Genomic DNA, 18,098 nt, shown 5'->3' with positions numbered 1-18,098 from the left:
GTTAATTTATTCTGTTGTTTTTGTTCGACTAAATTTATTTGTATAGTGCTTAAAATGAGTATGAAATGTAGGGGAGGAGGATTTTAGAGGCACTAAGAAGCAGGAATAATGAAGCATCATCAGAACACCTGTGTAATTGATTAGTATCAAGATTACACAGGATGCTCTGCTTACAATTCATACAAATTGTAAATAAAATGACCAATTTGTAATTTTATTTAACTTAAAAGATGTTGTAGTGAGTGTGTTGCTACCAATTTCCTTCGCCGAGTTGCTGACCAATATATTGATAACGCATTTGTGATCTTGAAAATTTTATTGGACATGCTAACTGGGGTTCGGTTTGATCTGCATTGGCTTTTAATGGAACATTGATCACCCAACCGCGTTCTTTGGAAATTTTGGAGTCTAGGGCTTCATCCAAACTTAAAACTGGCTCGACACAAACATCCAGTTGGCTAAATAAATCATTCCATGTTGCAAGTGTTTGAGTTTTAATTTTTTCTCGAATTGCCTGTTTGACCATTTGGCGGTCTTCAGGGTCAAAAGAAGTACCTTTTTCTAATAGAATTGGCAGTTCGAGTGCTGTTGCTAAACCTGTCATAAATTGTGGTTCTAAACTACCGATCGATAAGTAACGATCATCGGCAGTTGCATAATAATCATAGAATGTACCGCCATTCAGTTGTTCTAACTCACGCTGTTGATGTTGCCCACCTGCCAAACTGGCTGCGGCAGCCATATTGTTGAGCCCAACCACACAGTCTGTCATAGAAATATCAATGTACTGTCCAAGTCCACTATTTTGACGTTCGACCACAGCCGCAAGAATCCCAATCACTGCATGTAATGAACCACCTGCAACATCGGCGATCTGAATTCCCATCGGTGGTGGTCCACTGTCTTGACGACCACAATGCCCCGCGATTCCAGACAATGCAATATAGTTAATATCATGTCCTGCCTTATCTTTATATGTGCCGTATTGCCCATAACCTGTAATCGAGCAGTAAATCAGACGAGGATTAATTTCAGACAAGGTTTGATAGTCTAAACCCAAACGTTGCATTACTCCGGGACGGAATTGCTCAACCACAATATCGTATTCAGAAATTTTTTCCTTGACCTGCGCTATACTGGCAGGATCTTTTAAATCTAAGGTGACAGATTGTTTGTTTCGATTCAGATAACTATGTGATGTTGCTTGTCCATTTGCATAGGGAGGAAACAAACGAACCAGATCTGGACGAGTAGGTGACTCGATATGGATCACTTCTGCACCTAAGTCGGCAAGATATAAAGTTGCGAATGGACCGGGTAATAAAGTCGAAAAATCGAGTACTTTCAATCCCTTTAAAGCGCTTGTCATAATTGTTTTTACCAATATAGTGTTGATTTTACATCCATAATAGAAATATAAAATTAACAAAACAATGTCATGTTCAGCCATTTACCTTGATCATTTCGGCAATTTATGATGTAAAAAGGTGATCTGCACTGTTGTAAATCGCCAATAAAACATTTTTTAGCGTCATTTAGGTCAATTGTTAGTGAACATCAAAGAGAGTGAAGGATTTACCATGAGTCGTGATACGATCAGTATCCATTTTGTGAATGCAGCCTTAACCGGTGTAAAACGTTTAGGAATGGACGTTGATACTTTACTTTCACATGTTGGCATAGAAGCAGAATTACTGCGTCAGCCTAAAGCACGTATTTCACCAGAGCAATATACTCGCTTCGTGAAAATGTTGTGGATGGTTACCCAAGATGAACATGTTGGATTTGATATTCAACCACGTCGTCTAGGCTCTTTTGCCATAATGTGCCAATTGATCATCCATGCTAAAACACTGGGTGATGCTTTAGAACTATCCTCACAATTCTATAAATTATTTGGTGATGAATGGTCTGTAGCAGTTGAACGAGATAAACATGAAGCGCGTTTGGTGCCTTTGATTCCAAAAACCATGGACCCTGACCACTTCATTACTGAAAGTATGCTGATGATTTGGCATGGTTTGGCATCTTGGTTAATTGAGCGTCGTATTCCTCTGGAGCGTGTACATTTTGGCTACCCACGCCCAAATCATGCAGATGAATATGATGCATTATTCTTTGCACCTGTCATGCAGTTCGACATGCCTCGTACGGAAATTACCTTTGCTGCCGACTATTTAGACCTGCCGATTCGTCAGGATGAGGCGAGTTTAGAAGAGTTTTTAAAAGCTGCACCTGCACAACTTTTGGTGAAATTTAAAAACACCAATTCGTTGACATCACGTATCCGTGAAGTGTTGAAGAGTCAGATCGGCGAGGAAATGCCGACCTTGAATGATGTAGCATCCATGTTGTATTTATCCCCACAAACTTTGCGCCGTCGTTTAGCAGCTGAAGGTAAAAGCTATCAAGGTGTTAAAGATGCATTACGCCGTGATGCTGCTATTCATTTGTTATTAAATCCAGATTTAACCCTTGAAGATGTGGCTCAACAAGTTGGTTTTAGTGAAACCAGTACCTTCCACCGTGCATTTAAAAAATGGACTGGGGTTACGCCGGGGCTCTATCGCCAATTACATGGTTATCACTGATGACAACATGATGAAATCAAAAACTATTTTTTGATTATCCTCCGCCCAAGTTTGACTTGGGCTTTTTTATGCCTAAGCATTTTGTCGATGTTTTTTCTGATATATGATGGAATGGGTTTAAACGATAGGGCATTAAAAAGATGATTAAGCTCGGGCAGTTTGATGAGATACAAGTACAAAACTTGCTTCGCATTCATTTAGCAGGCATGCATGAGAACTCACCAATTGAACATAGTTTTGCTTTAGACCTTTCCGCATTACAACAGCCACAGATCAGTTTTTATACCCTTTGGGATCAAGATGAGCTTTTGGCATGTGGCGCTATTCAAGAACTCTCGCCAATTCATGCCGAAATCAAATCCATGCGGACTCATCCTCAACATTTAGGTAAAGGCGCAGCGACTACAGTTTTAAAACATCTTTTGCATATTGCGCAGTTTAGAAAATATCAAAAATTGAGTCTTGAAACAGGAACACATCCCTCTTTTGATCCAGCAATTCATTTGTATAAAAAGTTTGGATTTATCAAAGGTGATGCTTTCTCAAGCTATCAAGCCACCGAATTTAATCAGTTCTATCATTTAGACTTGTCTGTTACATCGCTCATTGCATGATATTCTGTAAAGCGGAGATGTATGTCAATTTCAAACTTTTTAAGTGGGGAGTTTGATCATACTTAACGCTAAATGTATGGCTAGATCAATAAATGACATGTTTAATTAGAACAATTGAAACTTTAGATATTCCACGCTTAATTGAAATTGAAAAATCGGCAACCCAAGCTTTTTTGAATATTCCTGCACTTGCTTGGTTAGCAGACAGCTCAATTTTATCTGTAGATGACCACATGCAGTTGATTTCAAAAGCGTATGGCTTTGTTTCGGTAAATCTTGATAATCAAGCCACTGGATTTTTATATGCCGAAAAACAAAACCAAGATTTATATATTATTGAATTGGATGTGGATGGGACATTGCAAAAGCAAGGAATTGGACGGCAATTACTAGAATACATTATCGATTTTGCTCGGAAGCATGATTTTTCAAATCTGACATTAACGACATTTAATGATGTGATTTGGAATCGCCCATTTTATGAGAAGTTAGGTTTTCAAAAGCTGGATGATGATCATTTACCAGATTATCTCCAAAAAAAAATTCAACATGAGGTTGAATGCGGTTTTCTTCGAGAAAGCCGTTGTGCGATGACATTGGATGTTTTATCCATTTAAAATGAATACAGTATGAATGTTAATTTGTTTACTGATGATTCTTGATTAAATATTTAGGACTCAAGATTTGGTGTAGAACAGTATGTGGATGTTGATGAGAACAATCTCAGCTTATCGTTTTATTGACATTATTTTAGGTATTTTTACCACTTTAGAAGATGCCGAAAAGGCTAGAATACAGTATATGACATACCGCAAAGATCATGATCCTTGGCATGATCAAGCTTGTCGTGAGTCATCTTTAGCTGATGATCTCCGTATCATTGCTGTGGATGGTAATTTCCGAAATGGGGAAATTGTTTTTGAAATTAGTGAATATATTGAGGGTTTTGGGCAAATTGTAAGGGCTTTAAAAGTAATTACGCTCACACAAGCTGAAGCGATTGCATGTATTCAACGATTAGAAGCTGTTGAACATGAATTTCCTCAATTTGCGGAAATAGACTATTTAAAAATAGGGACATTACATTCAGATTTAAGTGAAGATCAACCCATCAGCTATCCAAGGAATGAAACTGATTTAGCCCAGACAGGGAAAAGAGAATTCAGTGATATTCTCGATATCGATTTTGTTTAGCAACATGATTTTAATGCTGATATGAGTTTTAGTAGGTAATGAGCAATGTTTTGTGCTGATATATGGGCATTTAAATCTCTTTAATTTGCAGCTTTTTTCAATTGACAAAAAATATCAAGCGACTATTCCGTTCTCGTCATTGATCTCTCGACTTTATAAAGTACACTCGAAGCACATAACAATCTAGAAGTCATAAGAAGGAACAGCTATGAGCGAGGCTTACATCATTGATGCCATTCGCACACCACGCGGAAAAGGAAAGAAAGATGGATCACTCTATGAAGTGAAGCCAATCACTTTATTAACAACATTACTCAATGAATTGAAAGATCGCCACCAATTGGATACTTCCAAAGTTGATGACATCGTATTGGGTTGTGTGACGCCAATTGCAGATCAAGGTGGTGATATCGCAAAAACTGCTGCGATTGCAGCAGGTTGGGACAATGATGTTGCAGGTGTACAAATCAACCGCTTCTGTGCATCAGGTTTGGAAGCAGTGAATATGGCTGCTCAAAAAGTCCGTTCTGGTTGGGAAGATGTTGTGGTTGCGGGTGGCGTAGAGTCGATGTCTCGTATTCCAATGGGCTCAGATGGTGGATCTTGGGCGCTTGATCCTGAGACCAATTTAAAATCACATTTTGTTCCTCAAGGGATTGGCGCTGATTTAATTGCAACACTAGATGGTTATAGCCGTTCGGATGTCGATGAGTTTGCCGCGAATTCGCAACGTAAAGCAGCGGCGGCGCAAGCAGCAGGTTATTTTGATCAATCTGTTGTGGCGGTAAAAGACAAAGCAGGGGTGACGATTCTTGAAAAAGATGAATTTATTAAGCCACTCACTACAGCAGAAGGCTTGGCAAAGCTGAATCCAAGTTTTGAAATGATGGGTAGCATGGGCTTTGATGCGATTGCTTTACAGCAATATCCAGAAGCACAGAAAATTAACCATGTACATCATGCAGGAAATTCATCAGGAATTGTGGATGGTGCGTCTGTGGTGTTATTGGCATCTGAAAAAGCAGTAAAAGAACAAGGTTTAAAACCTCGTGCCAAAGTGTTGGCGACTGCTTTAGTTGGAACAGATCCTACCATTATGCTGACTGGTCCAGCACCTGCTGCGCGTAAGGCATTGGCAAAAGCGGGTCTGACCATTGATGATATTGATCTATTTGAAGTGAATGAAGCTTTTGCATCGGTTGTGATGCGCTTTATGTCTGAACTTAATGTTCCTGCTGAAAAAGTCAATGTCAATGGCGGTGCAATCGCCATGGGGCATCCTTTGGGCGCAACAGGTGCAATGATTTTAGGTACATTGTTGGATGAATTAGAACGTCAAGGGAAAAAGCGTGGTTTAGCAACCTTGTGTGTGGGTGGTGGCATGGGTATTGCGACCATTATTGAGTTGGTTTAAGGAGAAGAATAATGAGCGCAATTCAATATGAAAAAAATGCAGATGGTATTGTCATTCTAACAATGGATTCTCCAAACCAATCTGCCAACACCATGAATGCTGATTTCCGTGTGGCTTTAGAAAATGTTGTTTCAAAACTTAAATCTGAAACTGACCTCAAAGGTGTGATTTATCGTTCTGCAAAAAAGACATTCTTTGCTGGCGGTGATCTGGATGAACTCATTGAAGCAACACCAGAGCATGCGACTGAATTCTTTAACATGACTGCAAAACTCAAAGATGATCTACGTGCAATTGATACTTTGGGAGTACCTGTCGTTGCTGCGATTAACGGAACTGCTTTAGGTGGTGGTTGGGAAATTGCGTTAAGTTGTCATTATCGTATTGCTCTAAACGATCCTAAAATCAAATTAGGTCTGCCTGAGGTGACGCTTGGCTTATTACCTGGCGGTGGTGGTGTCGTACGGATGGTACGACTACTCGGATTGCAAAACGCTTTTCCATTTCTGATGGAAGGTAAGCAATTTGGGGTGGATAAAGCAAAATCTCTCGGTTTAGTCAATGAGCTTGCTGAGAATGAGCAAGACATGCTCGACAAAGCCATTGCTTGGATTAAGGCGAATCCGAAATCACAACAGCCTTATGATGTAAAAGGCTATAAGATTCCTGGGGGAGATCCAAAAACACCGGCTGTTGCCCAAATTCTTGCTATTGCACCTGCAATGTTAAGAGACAAAACCAAAGGATGCTACCCTGCACCAGAAGCAATCATGGCTGCCGCAGTAGAAGGGGCACAAGTTGATGTAGATACAGCTTTCCGTATTGAAAATCGTTATTTCACTTACCTTGCAACAGGGCAAGTGGCGAAAAATATGATCGGTACATTCTGGCATGGTTTAAATGCAATCAAAGCTGGCGCAAGTCGCCCTAAAGATATTGCAAAATGGCAGGCGACCAAAGTTGGTGTGTTAGGTGCAGGCATGATGGGTGCAGGTATTGCCTATTCAACAGCGATCAAAGGAATACAAGTTGTTCTGAAAGATGTATCTGTTGAAAATGCTGAAAAAGGCAAAGCATATAGCCAAAAACTTTTGGATAAGCGTGTCTCACAGGGGCGTATGACGGCTGAAAAACGTGATCAAGTTTTAAGTTTGATTACAGCAACTGCTTCTGCAGAAGATTTAAAAGGCTGTGATTTGATTATCGAAGCTGTTTTTGAAAATCAAGATTTGAAAGCCAAAGTGACTCAAGAAGCTGAACAGTTCTTGGTTGACGGTGGTGTGATGGCTTCAAATACTTCAACATTACCGATTACGGGTTTAGCCAAAGCTTCTAAAGATGATACTCATTTTATCGGTCTGCATTTCTTCAGCCCAGTCGATAAAATGCAATTGGTGGAAATCATCAAAGGTAAGAATACTTCTGCTGAAACTTTAGCAAAAGCCTATGACTATGTGCAGCAAATTGGTAAAACGCCTATTGTTGTCAATGATAGTCGTGGTTTCTTTACCAGTCGTGTCTTTGGCACATTTGTACAAGAGGGTTTACGTCTATTGCATGAAGGTGTCCATCCAGCACGCATTGAAATGGCTGCATTGAAAGCAGGTATGCCAGTGGGTCCACTTGCCATTCAGGATGAAGTTGCATTAACGCTTTCTGAACATGTGACGAAAGAAACCCGTAAAGCACTGCAAGCAGAAGGTAAAGATTTACCACTTTCAGGTGCAGATGATGTGATTGAAACCATGATTCATACCTTTGAGCGTAAGGGTAAAGCAGCAGGTGCAGGTTTTTATGAATACCCAGAAGGTGGGAAGAAGCATTTATGGGAGGGTCTAAGCCACTGGAAGAAAGATGTAGTTATTTCTGAGCAAGAAATGATAGATCGCTTCCTGTTTGTTCAGGCATTGGACACTTTACGTTGCTATGAAGAAAATGTTTTGGAATCTGTAATTGATGCCAATATTGGTTCGATTTTTGGAATAGGTTTTGCGCCGTGGACAGGAGGTGCGATCCAATTCCTCAACCAATATGGTCTGGAAAAAGCATTGGCTCGCGCAAACGCATTAGAAGCAAAGTATGGTGAGCGTTTTAAAGCACCACAGAAATTGATAGACCAGATTCCAGTAGGGAAAATTATCTGATCAATTGATCTCATTGAAAAATAGGGCAATTGCCCTATTTTTTTATTATCTTATTTTGATTAAATACTATACATTTGTGACACTTTTCTTCAATATAATGCGTGAAACCATTTTTACGATTTGCGATCAATCAGATTGCTATATGTGGAAAAATAGCAATAATCAAAATATCGACTAAAGTCTAATATTTCCCTTATAAAAAAGGATTGGGAATTCACATGGATTTAATACAAAGCAACGGTCAGCCACGTTATGGACGCTTTAAAGAAGTGCCCAGCAAAATTAATGTTCATGATTATGTCTATAAAACACCCTATGGAAAAACATTAACAGGCTGGCGCAAGCATTTAAAATATAAAAAGTTTAAATTTTGTGGTATTCAGCACGAACAATATTCAATTGGGATTGCAATAGCAGATATTGGTTGGGCTGGACACGGTTTCATCTATATATATGATCATACCAATCAAGAGGTTTTAGAGTGGAATGCCAATACCATTTTAGGACGTGGTACTTCACTTGATGAACAACCTCTATATAGCCAAAGCCATTTTAGTAAGTCGCCGTTTGAATTCGAAATGCAACATGCCAATGGGGTGCGTTATATTCGTGTAACCCGTCATGGTGAGGAGCAGTTAAAAGCACGAATATTTTGTGCTGGTACTGAACCTTTAAGCCTATGTAGTCCTAATGGCATCAATGGTTGGACCTATACTCAAAAGAAAACAACATTGGCTGTGGAGGGTTTTTTTGTTGATAAGCATAAAGAATTGATTCATTTCAATGATCAATCACTGGCTTCTTTAGATGATACCTGTGGCTTTTTAAGACCTGAAACGGCTTGGTTTTGGCTTTCTTGTAATTTTTGGGATCAGCAAGGTCAACGTATTGGTTTAAACCTTGCATCAGGTGTAAATGAAAGTTTTGGTAATGAAAACTGCCTTTGGGTCAATGGTATACTCTATGCAGTTGCGGATGTATTGTTTGAAAAAATGGATACCAATGTATGGTCAGTACGTTCCCTAGATCAGAAACTCAATCTTCACATAGAAACGGGTTGGCGTAGATTTGAGAATTTAAACCTACGTTTGGTGGGGAGTCAATTTAGCCAATGGCAATCACGGATCAGTGGTAGCATCGAATCAGAAACAGGTGAAACCATTCAGCTTAATCAAGAATATGGTTTGCTTGAACAGCATTATGCAAAGTGGTAAGACTTCGTTTCGGAATTAAAATATTGGATTGAGCATTTAGGACAAAAAAAGCAACATAAGAAGGGTTTGGATAAAATCTTATGTTGCCGAAAAAGAAATTGATCAGCTAGGGGGGTAATTATTTCAATGTCTTATTGGGCTGCTTGCCAAAAGGCTTCACCCGCTTCAATTGGATCATTGGTTTCAGCCAAAGTATCTACCCAGACTTGATATTGTCGGATCACAGGGTGCTGACTCGGATGAAAATCGGCTTTAAACCAATCTAGGTATTGCTGACGCATGGCAGATAATTTTCCAGACTTACCAAAGAACCAAGGAATACCTTTGAGCGCAAATTTGGCGCGTTGTAAGCGACTAAAGCCGTCATGTTTTAACATCACATTGGCACGATAAAAAGTGAAACCAAACATTTGTAGTGTTACAAAAGCCAGCGCGAATTTACGCAGATTCTCTGACACTTCGCCCACTTCTTTCATCACATCAAAAGCCACATCACGATGCTCCATTTCTTCAATTGAGTGCCAAGCAAAGAGTGCGCGTACAAAGGGATGTACATCAGCTAAAGTTTCTTTATGACTATAAAAAGTTTCTGCCATAAGTGCGGTGAGGTGTTCTGCTGCAGCCGTCATGGCAATGTTGTATTGCTTAGAGCGATGTTTGAGGATGTACTCAAAATGTTCACCCATAAACTGAACAAACTGATCTACAGGCATACCTTGGCGTTGCATTTCCTGATTCATTTTGTCATGGGCTAGACCGTGTTGTGCTTCTTGCTTAATGAAATCTGTTACGCGTTGTTGTAAATCTGGATCGGTGATTTTATCGCGAAGTGCTCGTACACTTTGGATGAAATAGCGTTCACCGACAGGAAAAGTCAGGCTAAGTGCATCAAACATACGTGTTCGGAAAGGGTCGTTGTCGAACCAAAAACGTGGAACTTCATTTAATCTAAAATCTAGATTAGTTCGGACTACAGGATCAACTTGGTGTTGTACATATGCATTCATTATTTTATTCTCACATTTACCCATCAACAAAGGTGTAGCATAAGCAGACTTATAAACCTGCTTGCCAAAATGCTTCACCTGCTTGAATTGGATCATTGGTGGTAGCCATGGTATCGACCCAAACTTGATATTGGCGAATTACTGGATGTTGGCTAGGGTGGAAATCTTTTTTAAACCAATCCAAATATTCACTTCTCATTGCTGAAAGAATACCTTGCTTTCCAAAGAACCAGGGTAAGCCTTGAGCCGCCATCTTGATTCGTTCTAGACGGCTGAAACCATCATGCTTCAACATGATATTGGCTCGGTACAGCGTGAAGTTGAACATCATGATTGTGGTAAACGCCAAAGCGAAACGGCGTAAATGATCTGGAACTTCCCCCACTTGTTGCATCACATCAAAGGCCACATCTCGATGTTCCATTTCCTCAATAGAGTGCCATGCTAACAAAGCGCGAACATAAGGATGTGCTTCAGCTAAAGTTGCTTTATGACGATAAAAAGTTTCTGCCATAAGTGCGGTTAAGTGTTCCGCTGCAGCGGTCATAGCGATGTTGTACTGTGGAGAACGTTGGCTGAGTTCAAATTTAAATATTTTCTGTAGAAGCTGAATAAAACGATCAACAGGCATTCCTTGGTCTTTCATGACTTGGTTCATTTTGTCATGTGCCATACCGTGTTGAGCCTCTTGACGAATAAAGTCAGCAACCCGTTGTTGCAAATCTGGATCAGTGATTTTATTGCGAAATAAACGAACACTTTCAATAAAGTAGCGCTCTCCATCTGGAAAGGTTAGGCTCAAAGCATCAAATAAACGTGTACGGAATGGATCTCCGCCAAACCAGAAGCGAGGAACATCCTCAAGCTTGAAATCGAGCTTGGTGCGAACGACTGGGTCCACCTGATATTTAACTAATGCATTCATTTTGTTTTACTTGCATTGCTTTCGATGATTTCAGTATGTCGGGAAATTGCAGCTTTGTTTTGACAGATATTGCCAATTTTTATACATTTTATGACAGAATGAAAATTTATAATGTCAAATTGGTTGATATATAGAATTGAAAGAGTGCAAGGATATGCAAGAGCTTCAGATTCCGAACGGCTATTTCCATCTTTGGCAGATGTACTTGGCTGAGCGAGGCGTGGATGTTGCCACACTTGATTTTTTGCAGGCAGATGAAAAACAACATTTGCTGAGTATCCTGTCATTACCTATTGATACACAATCGGCTTATTTATTCTTTCAGAAATTGATTGAAAAAACCAAACAGGCTTTCGATTGTCCACAAATTGTTTTTGAAATGGCGGAATATGTTCGACCAGAACATTTTGGAGTGTTGGGTTATATGGCATCCCGAAGTACCACCGTTGCCGAAGCATTACAAAATATTATGCGCTTTAGTCGTTTGGTGATTGATGGGGATGAAGTAATTCCCATGCAGATGCAACAAAAAGGGCAGTATGTTCATTTAATTTGGCCATTTCATCATGATAAATATATTTTAATTAATGAATTTACCAATGCGCTGATGATGCATCTTGCACGGAAAATCGTACCCCCAAATCAATTTCCCCTACAAGCAGTATACTTTGCACACGCCCCACAGATGGCACTCTATCATTATCAAAAGTTCTATGCTTGCGAGGTGCTATTCAATCAACCTCACTATAGTTTTGTATTGCGTATGGAAGGCTTGGAACTGAAGATACAACAAGCTGACCCATCTTTGATGCAACTCTTGGTCAAGCAGGCAGAAGAAGCGATCGCAGCAAAACCTCGCTATAAAACCATTGCCCAGCAATTGCATATTATCGTGGCGGAGTATTTAAAACTCAAAGAACAAGCGCCAAAGATTGAGGATGTTGCACAGGAACTGCATATTTCGACACGTACTTTACAACGTCAACTCAGTGATTTAGGCACTTCTTTTAAAAAAATTGTTGAAAGTGAACGCATGAAACGATGTGAATTTTTACTGAGTGGTGACATACAACTTTCTGAAATTGCAATGCGTTTAGGTTACTCGGATCAGTCCGCTTTAGCCCGAGCCTATAAAGCATATAGTGGTCAAACGTTGTTAGAAAAAAAGCAAGATTTAAAGTCTTCATAAATGCTTTGCAAAAACTAACTTAGACAATATGGCGGTAGGCTAAGTTAATTTTTTCATGCCTATTATTTATGATTTCTATTTTAATTTTGGAAATCTAAATGCGATAGCTAAAACTGCAAATATTGCCAATACCCAGCAGTAATAAATGGAGCTGATGAGTTCCATAGGTGAAAGTTTAGCAATTGAGCATGCGAGTAAAAGTTGTGCACCATAGGGAATAATGCCTTGAATCACACATGAAAAAATATCCATGAATGCAGCAGCACGTTTGGGGTCTACACCATATTCTTTGGCAACTTCTCGTGCCATATCACCAGATAAGATAATTGCCACAGTATTATTGGCAACGAATAAATTCGAGAAAATCACCAAAAAGCTAATACCAATTTCACCTGCACGTTGTCGACCAATATTAAATCGTCGGGTTGCAGAATAAATCCGTTGAATTAACCACTCTAAACCACCTTCCTTTTGCATAATGGCAGAAAGTCCACCTAAAAACATGGAAAGTAGCGCAACCTCAAACATTCCCATAAATCCGTCATAAATTGCGTTATTTAATTTGAGTAAATCCAATTCAGGCTTTGCAACCAGACCGATTAAGACAGAAAGGATAATACCAATCGTCAACACAGCAAGCACGTGCAAACGGGTAAAAGCCAAAAAGAAAACAGCCAAATAAGGCACAATCAACCATAAGTTATAGCTTTTATACTCAATGAGTTGAGATTGGTGACTGGTCAAAAAATAAATCATGATGGTGATGATTGCAGCCGGTAGTGCAATCCAAATGTTGACCCGAAATTTGTCGCGTAGCTCTACATTTAAACTTCTCGTTGCCGCAATGGTGGTATCTGAAATCATCGATAGATTATCACCAAACATTGCACCACTAACCACTGCACCTATGGCATAAATGGGCTGAATCGCTGTGGCTTGGGAGAATCCAAACGCAATCGGAGCACAAGCTGCAATTGTGCCCATTGATGTTCCCATTGCAGTTGCAATAAAAGCTGAAATCACAAACAGCATGGGCAAGACAAATGTCGGTGGAATGATGGATAAACCAAATTGAACAGTTGAATCCACACTTCCAATGCTACTGGTCACACTCGCAAATGCGCCTGCCAACATGAAAACCATAAACATGAGGATCAAATTTGGATGGCTTGCACCATTTAAAAATGCTTCAATTGCTGAGTTTATTTTTCCTTTATACAGCAAAATCGCCAATATAATCGCAGGCAACGCTGCGATCGGGGCTTTGACTTGATAAAAAGCAAATTCAGTACCAATGATGGTATGGTAAATACCGCTGCCTAAAAAAATGGCTAAAAATACAATAAGTGGTAATAGCGCAAGCGCACTGGCTTGCACTTTAGCCTGTGGGAGTGTGGTCATAAGAGGAGATAAAAAATCAGAATCCCGCGTAGTATAAACAGCTTTTGCAATTTCTGAAAAATGATTGTGTATCTTCTAGAAGTGCTTTTTTTACCCTATAGTTATGATTTATTTTTATTTTTTAAAAAATATGTGGGATTTTCATTATATTAAAAATAGGTAACTTTGATCATTGTCCTCATTTTGAAAATAGCGCTAAATGTACATATGGGTTGTTTTATTATTTGTCATATAAAACAAGATACGTTTGAGCGACTATGTGACTCTATCCTTTGAGTAAAAAATAGCGTTACAATGCAGTGTCTTGTATTTATACATTTGGATGATGGAAGATAATAAGTCAATGAATTTTAAATTCATCTCAGTTGTCTGATCATCTAAAAACTCCTCAAGTTTGAACAATTCAAGGAATGTACAATCCTATGTCACGTTTAGCCACTCGTTTTGCACAACTTAAATCTCAACAGCGTAAGGCTTTGGTTTCTTATGTGATGGCGGGTGATCCACAACCTCATGTAACGGTACCATTGTTGCATCAGATGGTTGAAGCAGGCGTAGATGTTGTAGAACTTGGATTACCATTTTCCGACCCGATGGCAGATGGTCCTGTAATCGCACTTGCAGCAGAGCGTGCTCTGGCTGCCGGCACCAACACACTTGATGCTTTGAATATGGTCAAAGCGTTTCGTCAAAAAGACACCACTACACCTGTTGTTTTAATGGGATATTTAAATCCTGTTGAAGTCATTGGATATGAAAAGTTTGTGGCTTATGCCCATGAATGTGGCGTAGATGGCGTGTTGCTTGTGGACTTACCTCCAGAAGAAGCAAAAACATTAGATGACGTATTGCAAAAATACGATATGGATCAAATCTTTTTGCTCGCACCAACCTCTACTGAACAGCGTATTCAACATGTAGTAAATCAAGCCCGTGGTTTTATTTACTATGTGTCTCTAAAAGGTGTCACTGGTGCTGCAACATTAGACACAACTGAAGTCGCAACACGTATCCAAAAAATTAAAACCTTTACCGATATTCCTGTTGGTGTAGGTTTTGGAATCAGTGATGCTGCTTCTGCTAAAGCTGTTGGTCAAGTTGCAGATGCTGTGATTGTTGGAAGTGCTTTTGTCAAACCTTTTGCAAATCTTGCACCAGAACAAGCTGTTGAAGCAGCAGTGAATAAAGTCAAGGAGCTTCGAGCGGCGCTCGATGAGTTAGTATGAATCAAGAAGTGAAATCAGGGAAAATCCTCAGCGCAATTACGCCGTGGACAGATCGTAAAGTTCCAGGCATTGATGTGCCTGATCAACAACAAACACTCAAAGCGACGTTTACTGAACCAACCATTGAGTGCCCTGAATGTCATGCACTCGTGACTCGTACAGCGATGTCTTTTAATGCTTATGTTTGTCCGTCATGTGATGAACATTTGAAAATGAAAGCACGTGATCGTTTGAACTGGTTCTTTGATCAAGTTAACAATGAACTTGGTCAAGAATTTGTTGCTAAAGACCCGTTACATTTTGTCGACAGTAGACCTTATCCAGCGCGTTTAAAAGAAGCGCAGGATAAAACAGGTGAAACTGAAGCGCTGGTCGCCATGCAAGGGCAGTTGAAAAATATTTCAATGGTGGCTTGTGCTTTTGAATTCGACTTTATGGCTGGATCAATGGGTACTGTCGTGGGCGATCGCTTTGTACAGGCTGCTGAAAAAGCCATTAAAGACAAACAGCCATTAGTCTGTTTTGCAGCTTCTGGCGGTGCACGTATGCAAGAAGGCATGTTGTCGCTTATGCAAATGGCGCGTACTTCAGCTGCGGTTCAAAAAATGAAAGATGCACATCTACCTTATATCGTGGTGTTAACACACCCAGTTTATGGTGGTGTTACTGCGTCTTTGGCAATGTTGGGCGATGTACAAATTGCAGAACCTAAAGCGATGATTGGCTTTGCTGGTAAGCGCGTTATCGAACAAACCGTACGTGAGAAACTTGAAGAACCGTTCCAACGTGCGGAATTCTTGCTTGATCATGGGGTGGTCGATCAAATTGTTCATCGTCATGCATTACGTGATACTGTATATCGTATTGTAGCGAAACTGATGAACTTGCCTTGAACAACGAAACAGCACCTTTAAATACTGATAAATTACAAACATGGCTCGATTATTGGAGCCATGTTCACGTTACAGGAATTGATTTAGGCTTAGAGCGAGTCATTCCTGTAGCTGAACAACTCGAAATCATGCGTCCCTCAGCAAAAGTGATCACTGTTGCTGGCACTAATGGTAAAGGATCAACCACAACCACCCTCGCTGCCATACTCAATGCGCAAGGTTTGAATGTAGGTCTATATCAATCCCCACATATTTACAGATTCAATGAACGTGTCAAATTGGCTGGTCAGGAAGTTGATGATCAAACTCTGATTGATGCTTTTGTTCAAGTTGATCAAGCACGTCGTATCTGCAATTTATCATTATCCTTTTTTGAAGCAACCACACTGGCAGCATTTGTTATTTTTAAACAGAAACAATGTGATGTTTGGGTGCTTGAAGTAGGGTTAGGTGGACGTTTAGATGTGGTCAATGTGATTGACCCAGATCTCGCTGTGATTACCAATATTGGTTTAGATCATACCGACTGGTTGGGCGATACGATTGAAAAAATTGCTTTTGAAAAAGCAGGAATTATTCGTCCAAATATTCCTGTCGTCTTTGGTGGCTTACAAGCAATGCCACAAGCGATTCAGGACAAAGCACAACAATGTAATGCTCAGCTATATGCTGTAAATCGTGATTATTTTTATCAGCTATCTGAAGATGGTCAGACTTGGAACTTTGCAAGTTCAGGTACGACTTTGAAATTTCCAACAGGGCAGCTTGCTTTAGAAAATATTTCTACTGCTGTTGCCGCAGTTGTACTCAGTGATTTAAATGTTTCGCAACAGGCAATTGCTCAGGGAATCAAAAAGGCACAATTGGCTGGTCGTTTTGAAATTAGAAAAATACAAGATAAAACAGTCATCTTTGATGCGGGACATAATCCGCATGGTGTTGAATTTTTGTTAAAGCAATTGCGAAAATTCTTAGAATACAATAAACAGTACACAGAAGTTGTCTCTATTTTTTCAATGTTGTCTGACAAAGATATAGATTCTGTGGTCAAGTTGTTGAAAAATACTGTCTTAAAGTGGAAAATTGCTCCATTAACTGTGCCTCGTGCAGCATCAATGGAACAGTTGCACACTGCATTGCAGAATGAGACAGTTGAACAGTTTGATTGTGTACAAGCCGCATTTCAATCAGCGCTTGCAGAAACCAATAATAATCAGCTGATTTTGGTGTGTGGTTCGTTCCATACCTTAGAAGCGGTCTGGGAGTATTTAGAAGAATGTCAATGAATAACAAACAACGCTGGATGGGCGGTGTTGTTTTATTAAGTGGTGGTGTTCTATTGGCGGCATTGCTTCTAAAAGGTAAAGAAGAAATCCACCAAAGACAGGCTGAAACACAACCTGCAAGTCAAACTCAGCCAAACAAAACTACGCCTGCAGGCGAGGCTGTACAATTACAACCATTGACTGTGGATGTTGCAACAGAAAAACGTCTGTTGGAAGAACAAAAGCGTGCTCGTGAAAAAGCTGTGGCTGAACAAGAAGCCAAGGCTGCTGAGTTTTTACGTATGCAACAACAGGCAGAGGCTGATGCTGCACGTAAAGCGGCTGAAGAATATGCTGCTGCAAATGCAAGACGTGGTGCAGCAGCGGCAGCACAAGAGGGTGCAGATATTCCTCCTGAGCTGGTGCAAGATGAAAAAGCCAAAGCGCAGCAGAAAGCAACTGAACAGAAACAGCTTGAGCAACAAAATGCACAGTTGAAACAGAAAGCCGAAGCTGAAAAAAAGCTCGCTGAGCAGAAGCGACAAGCTACCGCAGAAGCAGAGCGTAAAGCAGCTGAAGAGAAAAAACGTAAGCTAGAAGAACAACAGAAAGCTGACGAGAAACGCAAAGTAGAAGCTGAAAAGAAAGCCGCTGCTGAGAAAAAACAAGCTGAAGAGAAGAAAGCAGAAGCTGAGAAAAAGCGTAAAGCTGAGGAAGCTAAAAAGAAAGTTGAGGCAGAAAAAGCACGCGATTTACTGGAAAATGGTGATAAACAATGGATGGTACAAGTTGCACTTGCAGCCAATGAAGCCAATGCAGATGCAGTCGCTGCAAAGCTCCGTGCCAAAGGGTATAAAGTCACCAAAAGCCCAACCTCGAAAGGTATTCGTATCATGGTTGGACCATCTAAAGATCGAGAGTCTGCTGATGCATCACGTAAAAAGATCAATGCTGATGCAAGTTTAGGCATGAAATCCGCTTGGGTGATCGAATGGGTTCCTTTGGATCGCCGTTAAGAGCT

16 protein-coding genes are annotated in these 18,098 nt (G+C 40.1%); 12 read left to right on the top strand and 4 right to left on the bottom strand.

The annotated features are described in order from the left end of the window. Positions 1-250 precede the first annotated feature (250 nt). Positions 251-1,369, bottom strand: a complete 1,119-nt coding sequence (locus F938_RS09765) for a CaiB/BaiF CoA transferase family protein (RefSeq protein WP_010590847.1) — start codon at positions 1,367-1,369, stop codon at positions 251-253. A 211-nt stretch (positions 1,370-1,580) separates the two neighbouring features. Between F938_RS09765 and F938_RS09760 the strand changes: the two genes are divergently transcribed. The 7 genes from F938_RS09760 to F938_RS09730 all read left to right on the top strand — a co-directional run bounded on the left by F938_RS09760 (position 1,581) and on the right by F938_RS09730 (position 9,171). Beyond that, positions 1,581-2,591, top strand: coding sequence for an AraC family transcriptional regulator (locus F938_RS09760; RefSeq protein WP_004724010.1), 1,011 nt, complete (start codon positions 1,581-1,583; stop codon positions 2,589-2,591). A gap of 140 nt (positions 2,592-2,731) precedes the next feature. After that, positions 2,732-3,205 (top strand): GNAT family N-acetyltransferase, encoded by a 474-nt coding sequence (locus tag F938_RS09755; RefSeq protein ID WP_005031156.1) that lies wholly within the window; start codon positions 2,732-2,734, stop codon positions 3,203-3,205. 92 nt (positions 3,206-3,297) lie between these two features. Further along, the gene (locus tag F938_RS09750; protein ID WP_005031155.1) at positions 3,298-3,822 is read left to right on the top strand and encodes a GNAT family N-acetyltransferase; all 525 of its coding nucleotides are present in this window, start codon (positions 3,298-3,300) and stop codon (positions 3,820-3,822) included. Between the two features lie 94 nt (positions 3,823-3,916). Next, on the top strand, positions 3,917-4,399 hold the full coding sequence (locus F938_RS09745; protein ID WP_005031154.1) for a hypothetical protein: 483 nt from the start codon (positions 3,917-3,919) through the stop codon (positions 4,397-4,399). Positions 4,400-4,607: 208 nt separating this feature from the next. Then, the gene (locus tag F938_RS09740; RefSeq protein ID WP_005031153.1) at positions 4,608-5,813 is read left to right on the top strand and encodes an acetyl-CoA C-acetyltransferase; all 1,206 of its coding nucleotides are present in this window, start codon (positions 4,608-4,610) and stop codon (positions 5,811-5,813) included. A gap of 11 nt (positions 5,814-5,824) precedes the next feature. Further along, positions 5,825-7,957: a 3-hydroxyacyl-CoA dehydrogenase NAD-binding domain-containing protein gene (locus F938_RS09735; protein ID WP_005031150.1), complete on the top strand. Its 2,133-nt coding sequence runs from the start codon at positions 5,825-5,827 to the stop codon at positions 7,955-7,957. Between the two features lie 218 nt (positions 7,958-8,175). Beyond that, positions 8,176-9,171, top strand: a complete 996-nt coding sequence (locus F938_RS09730; RefSeq protein ID WP_005031148.1) for a DUF2804 domain-containing protein — start codon at positions 8,176-8,178, stop codon at positions 9,169-9,171. Positions 9,172-9,302: 131 nt separating this feature from the next. On the opposite strand, the gene F938_RS09725 is transcribed toward F938_RS09730, so the two are convergent. Together F938_RS09725 and F938_RS09720 are read right to left on the bottom strand one after the other, a co-directional pair. Continuing rightward, positions 9,303-10,178, bottom strand: coding sequence for a metal-dependent hydrolase (locus F938_RS09725; RefSeq protein ID WP_004830260.1), 876 nt, complete (start codon positions 10,176-10,178; stop codon positions 9,303-9,305). A gap of 49 nt (positions 10,179-10,227) precedes the next feature. Next, positions 10,228-11,103: a metal-dependent hydrolase gene (locus F938_RS09720; RefSeq protein ID WP_005031147.1), complete on the bottom strand. Its 876-nt coding sequence runs from the start codon at positions 11,101-11,103 to the stop codon at positions 10,228-10,230. A 154-nt stretch (positions 11,104-11,257) separates the two neighbouring features. Here F938_RS09720 and F938_RS09715 point away from each other — a divergent pair, with 154 nt between their 5' ends. Continuing rightward, entirely contained in the window at positions 11,258-12,292 is a 1,035-nt protein-coding gene (locus tag F938_RS09715; protein WP_005031146.1) for an AraC family transcriptional regulator, read from the top strand. Between the two features lie 75 nt (positions 12,293-12,367). On the opposite strand, the gene F938_RS09710 is transcribed toward F938_RS09715, so the two are convergent. Next, on the bottom strand, positions 12,368-13,693 hold the full coding sequence (locus tag F938_RS09710) for a Na+/H+ antiporter NhaC family protein (RefSeq protein WP_005031145.1): 1,326 nt from the start codon (positions 13,691-13,693) through the stop codon (positions 12,368-12,370). A gap of 422 nt (positions 13,694-14,115) precedes the next feature. On the opposite strand from F938_RS09710, the gene trpA reads away from it, so the two are divergent. Genes trpA through F938_RS09690 form a run of 4 tightly spaced genes read left to right on the top strand, consistent with a single transcriptional unit; the run spans position 14,116 to position 18,093 of the window. After that, positions 14,116-14,919, top strand: coding sequence for a tryptophan synthase subunit alpha (gene trpA / locus F938_RS09705; RefSeq protein ID WP_005031143.1), 804 nt, complete (start codon positions 14,116-14,118; stop codon positions 14,917-14,919). Next, a complete protein-coding gene (gene accD, locus F938_RS09700) occupies positions 14,916-15,812 on the top strand; it encodes an acetyl-CoA carboxylase, carboxyltransferase subunit beta (RefSeq protein ID WP_005031142.1) in 897 nt (298 codons plus the stop codon). The genes trpA and accD overlap by 4 nt, the downstream gene beginning before the upstream one ends. Next, the gene (gene folC / locus F938_RS09695; RefSeq protein ID WP_005031141.1) at positions 15,809-17,098 is read left to right on the top strand and encodes a bifunctional tetrahydrofolate synthase/dihydrofolate synthase; all 1,290 of its coding nucleotides are present in this window, start codon (positions 15,809-15,811) and stop codon (positions 17,096-17,098) included. Before accD ends, folC begins: the two co-directional genes overlap by 4 nt. Beyond that, the gene (locus F938_RS09690) at positions 17,089-18,093 is read left to right on the top strand and encodes an SPOR domain-containing protein (RefSeq protein ID WP_005031140.1); all 1,005 of its coding nucleotides are present in this window, start codon (positions 17,089-17,091) and stop codon (positions 18,091-18,093) included. Before folC ends, F938_RS09690 begins: the two co-directional genes overlap by 10 nt. Positions 18,094-18,098 lie beyond the last annotated feature (5 nt).

Source organism: Acinetobacter bereziniae LMG 1003 = CIP 70.12 (genome assembly GCF_000368925.1).
Taxonomy (GTDB): domain Bacteria; phylum Pseudomonadota; class Gammaproteobacteria; order Pseudomonadales; family Moraxellaceae; genus Acinetobacter; species Acinetobacter bereziniae.
Note: the sequence above shows the minus strand (reverse complement) of the source record. Positions and strands in the feature narration are given on the sequence as shown.

What these genes read in the sequence shown, in the direction of transcription:
- F938_RS09765 (WP_010590847.1), bottom strand. Translation starts at nt 1,369, where the DNA reads ATGACAAGCGCTTTAAAGGGATTGAAAGTACTCGATTTTTCGACTTTA.
- F938_RS09760 (WP_004724010.1), top strand. Translation starts at nt 1,581, where the DNA reads ATGAGTCGTGATACGATCAGTATCCATTTTGTGAATGCAGCCTTAACC.
- F938_RS09755 (WP_005031156.1), top strand. Translation starts at nt 2,732, where the DNA reads ATGATTAAGCTCGGGCAGTTTGATGAGATACAAGTACAAAACTTGCTT.
- F938_RS09750 (WP_005031155.1), top strand. Translation starts at nt 3,298, where the DNA reads ATGACATGTTTAATTAGAACAATTGAAACTTTAGATATTCCACGCTTA.
- F938_RS09745 (WP_005031154.1), top strand. Translation starts at nt 3,917, where the DNA reads ATGAGAACAATCTCAGCTTATCGTTTTATTGACATTATTTTAGGTATT.
- F938_RS09740 (WP_005031153.1), top strand. Translation starts at nt 4,608, where the DNA reads ATGAGCGAGGCTTACATCATTGATGCCATTCGCACACCACGCGGAAAA.
- F938_RS09735 (WP_005031150.1), top strand. Translation starts at nt 5,825, where the DNA reads ATGAGCGCAATTCAATATGAAAAAAATGCAGATGGTATTGTCATTCTA.
- F938_RS09730 (WP_005031148.1), top strand. Translation starts at nt 8,176, where the DNA reads ATGGATTTAATACAAAGCAACGGTCAGCCACGTTATGGACGCTTTAAA.
- F938_RS09725 (WP_004830260.1), bottom strand. Translation starts at nt 10,178, where the DNA reads ATGAATGCATATGTACAACACCAAGTTGATCCTGTAGTCCGAACTAAT.
- F938_RS09720 (WP_005031147.1), bottom strand. Translation starts at nt 11,103, where the DNA reads ATGAATGCATTAGTTAAATATCAGGTGGACCCAGTCGTTCGCACCAAG.
- F938_RS09715 (WP_005031146.1), top strand. Translation starts at nt 11,258, where the DNA reads ATGCAAGAGCTTCAGATTCCGAACGGCTATTTCCATCTTTGGCAGATG.
- F938_RS09710 (WP_005031145.1), bottom strand. Translation starts at nt 13,693, where the DNA reads ATGACCACACTCCCACAGGCTAAAGTGCAAGCCAGTGCGCTTGCGCTA.
- trpA (WP_005031143.1), top strand. Translation starts at nt 14,116, where the DNA reads ATGTCACGTTTAGCCACTCGTTTTGCACAACTTAAATCTCAACAGCGT.
- accD (WP_005031142.1), top strand. Translation starts at nt 14,916, where the DNA reads ATGAATCAAGAAGTGAAATCAGGGAAAATCCTCAGCGCAATTACGCCG.
- F938_RS09690 (WP_005031140.1), top strand. Translation starts at nt 17,089, where the DNA reads ATGTCAATGAATAACAAACAACGCTGGATGGGCGGTGTTGTTTTATTA.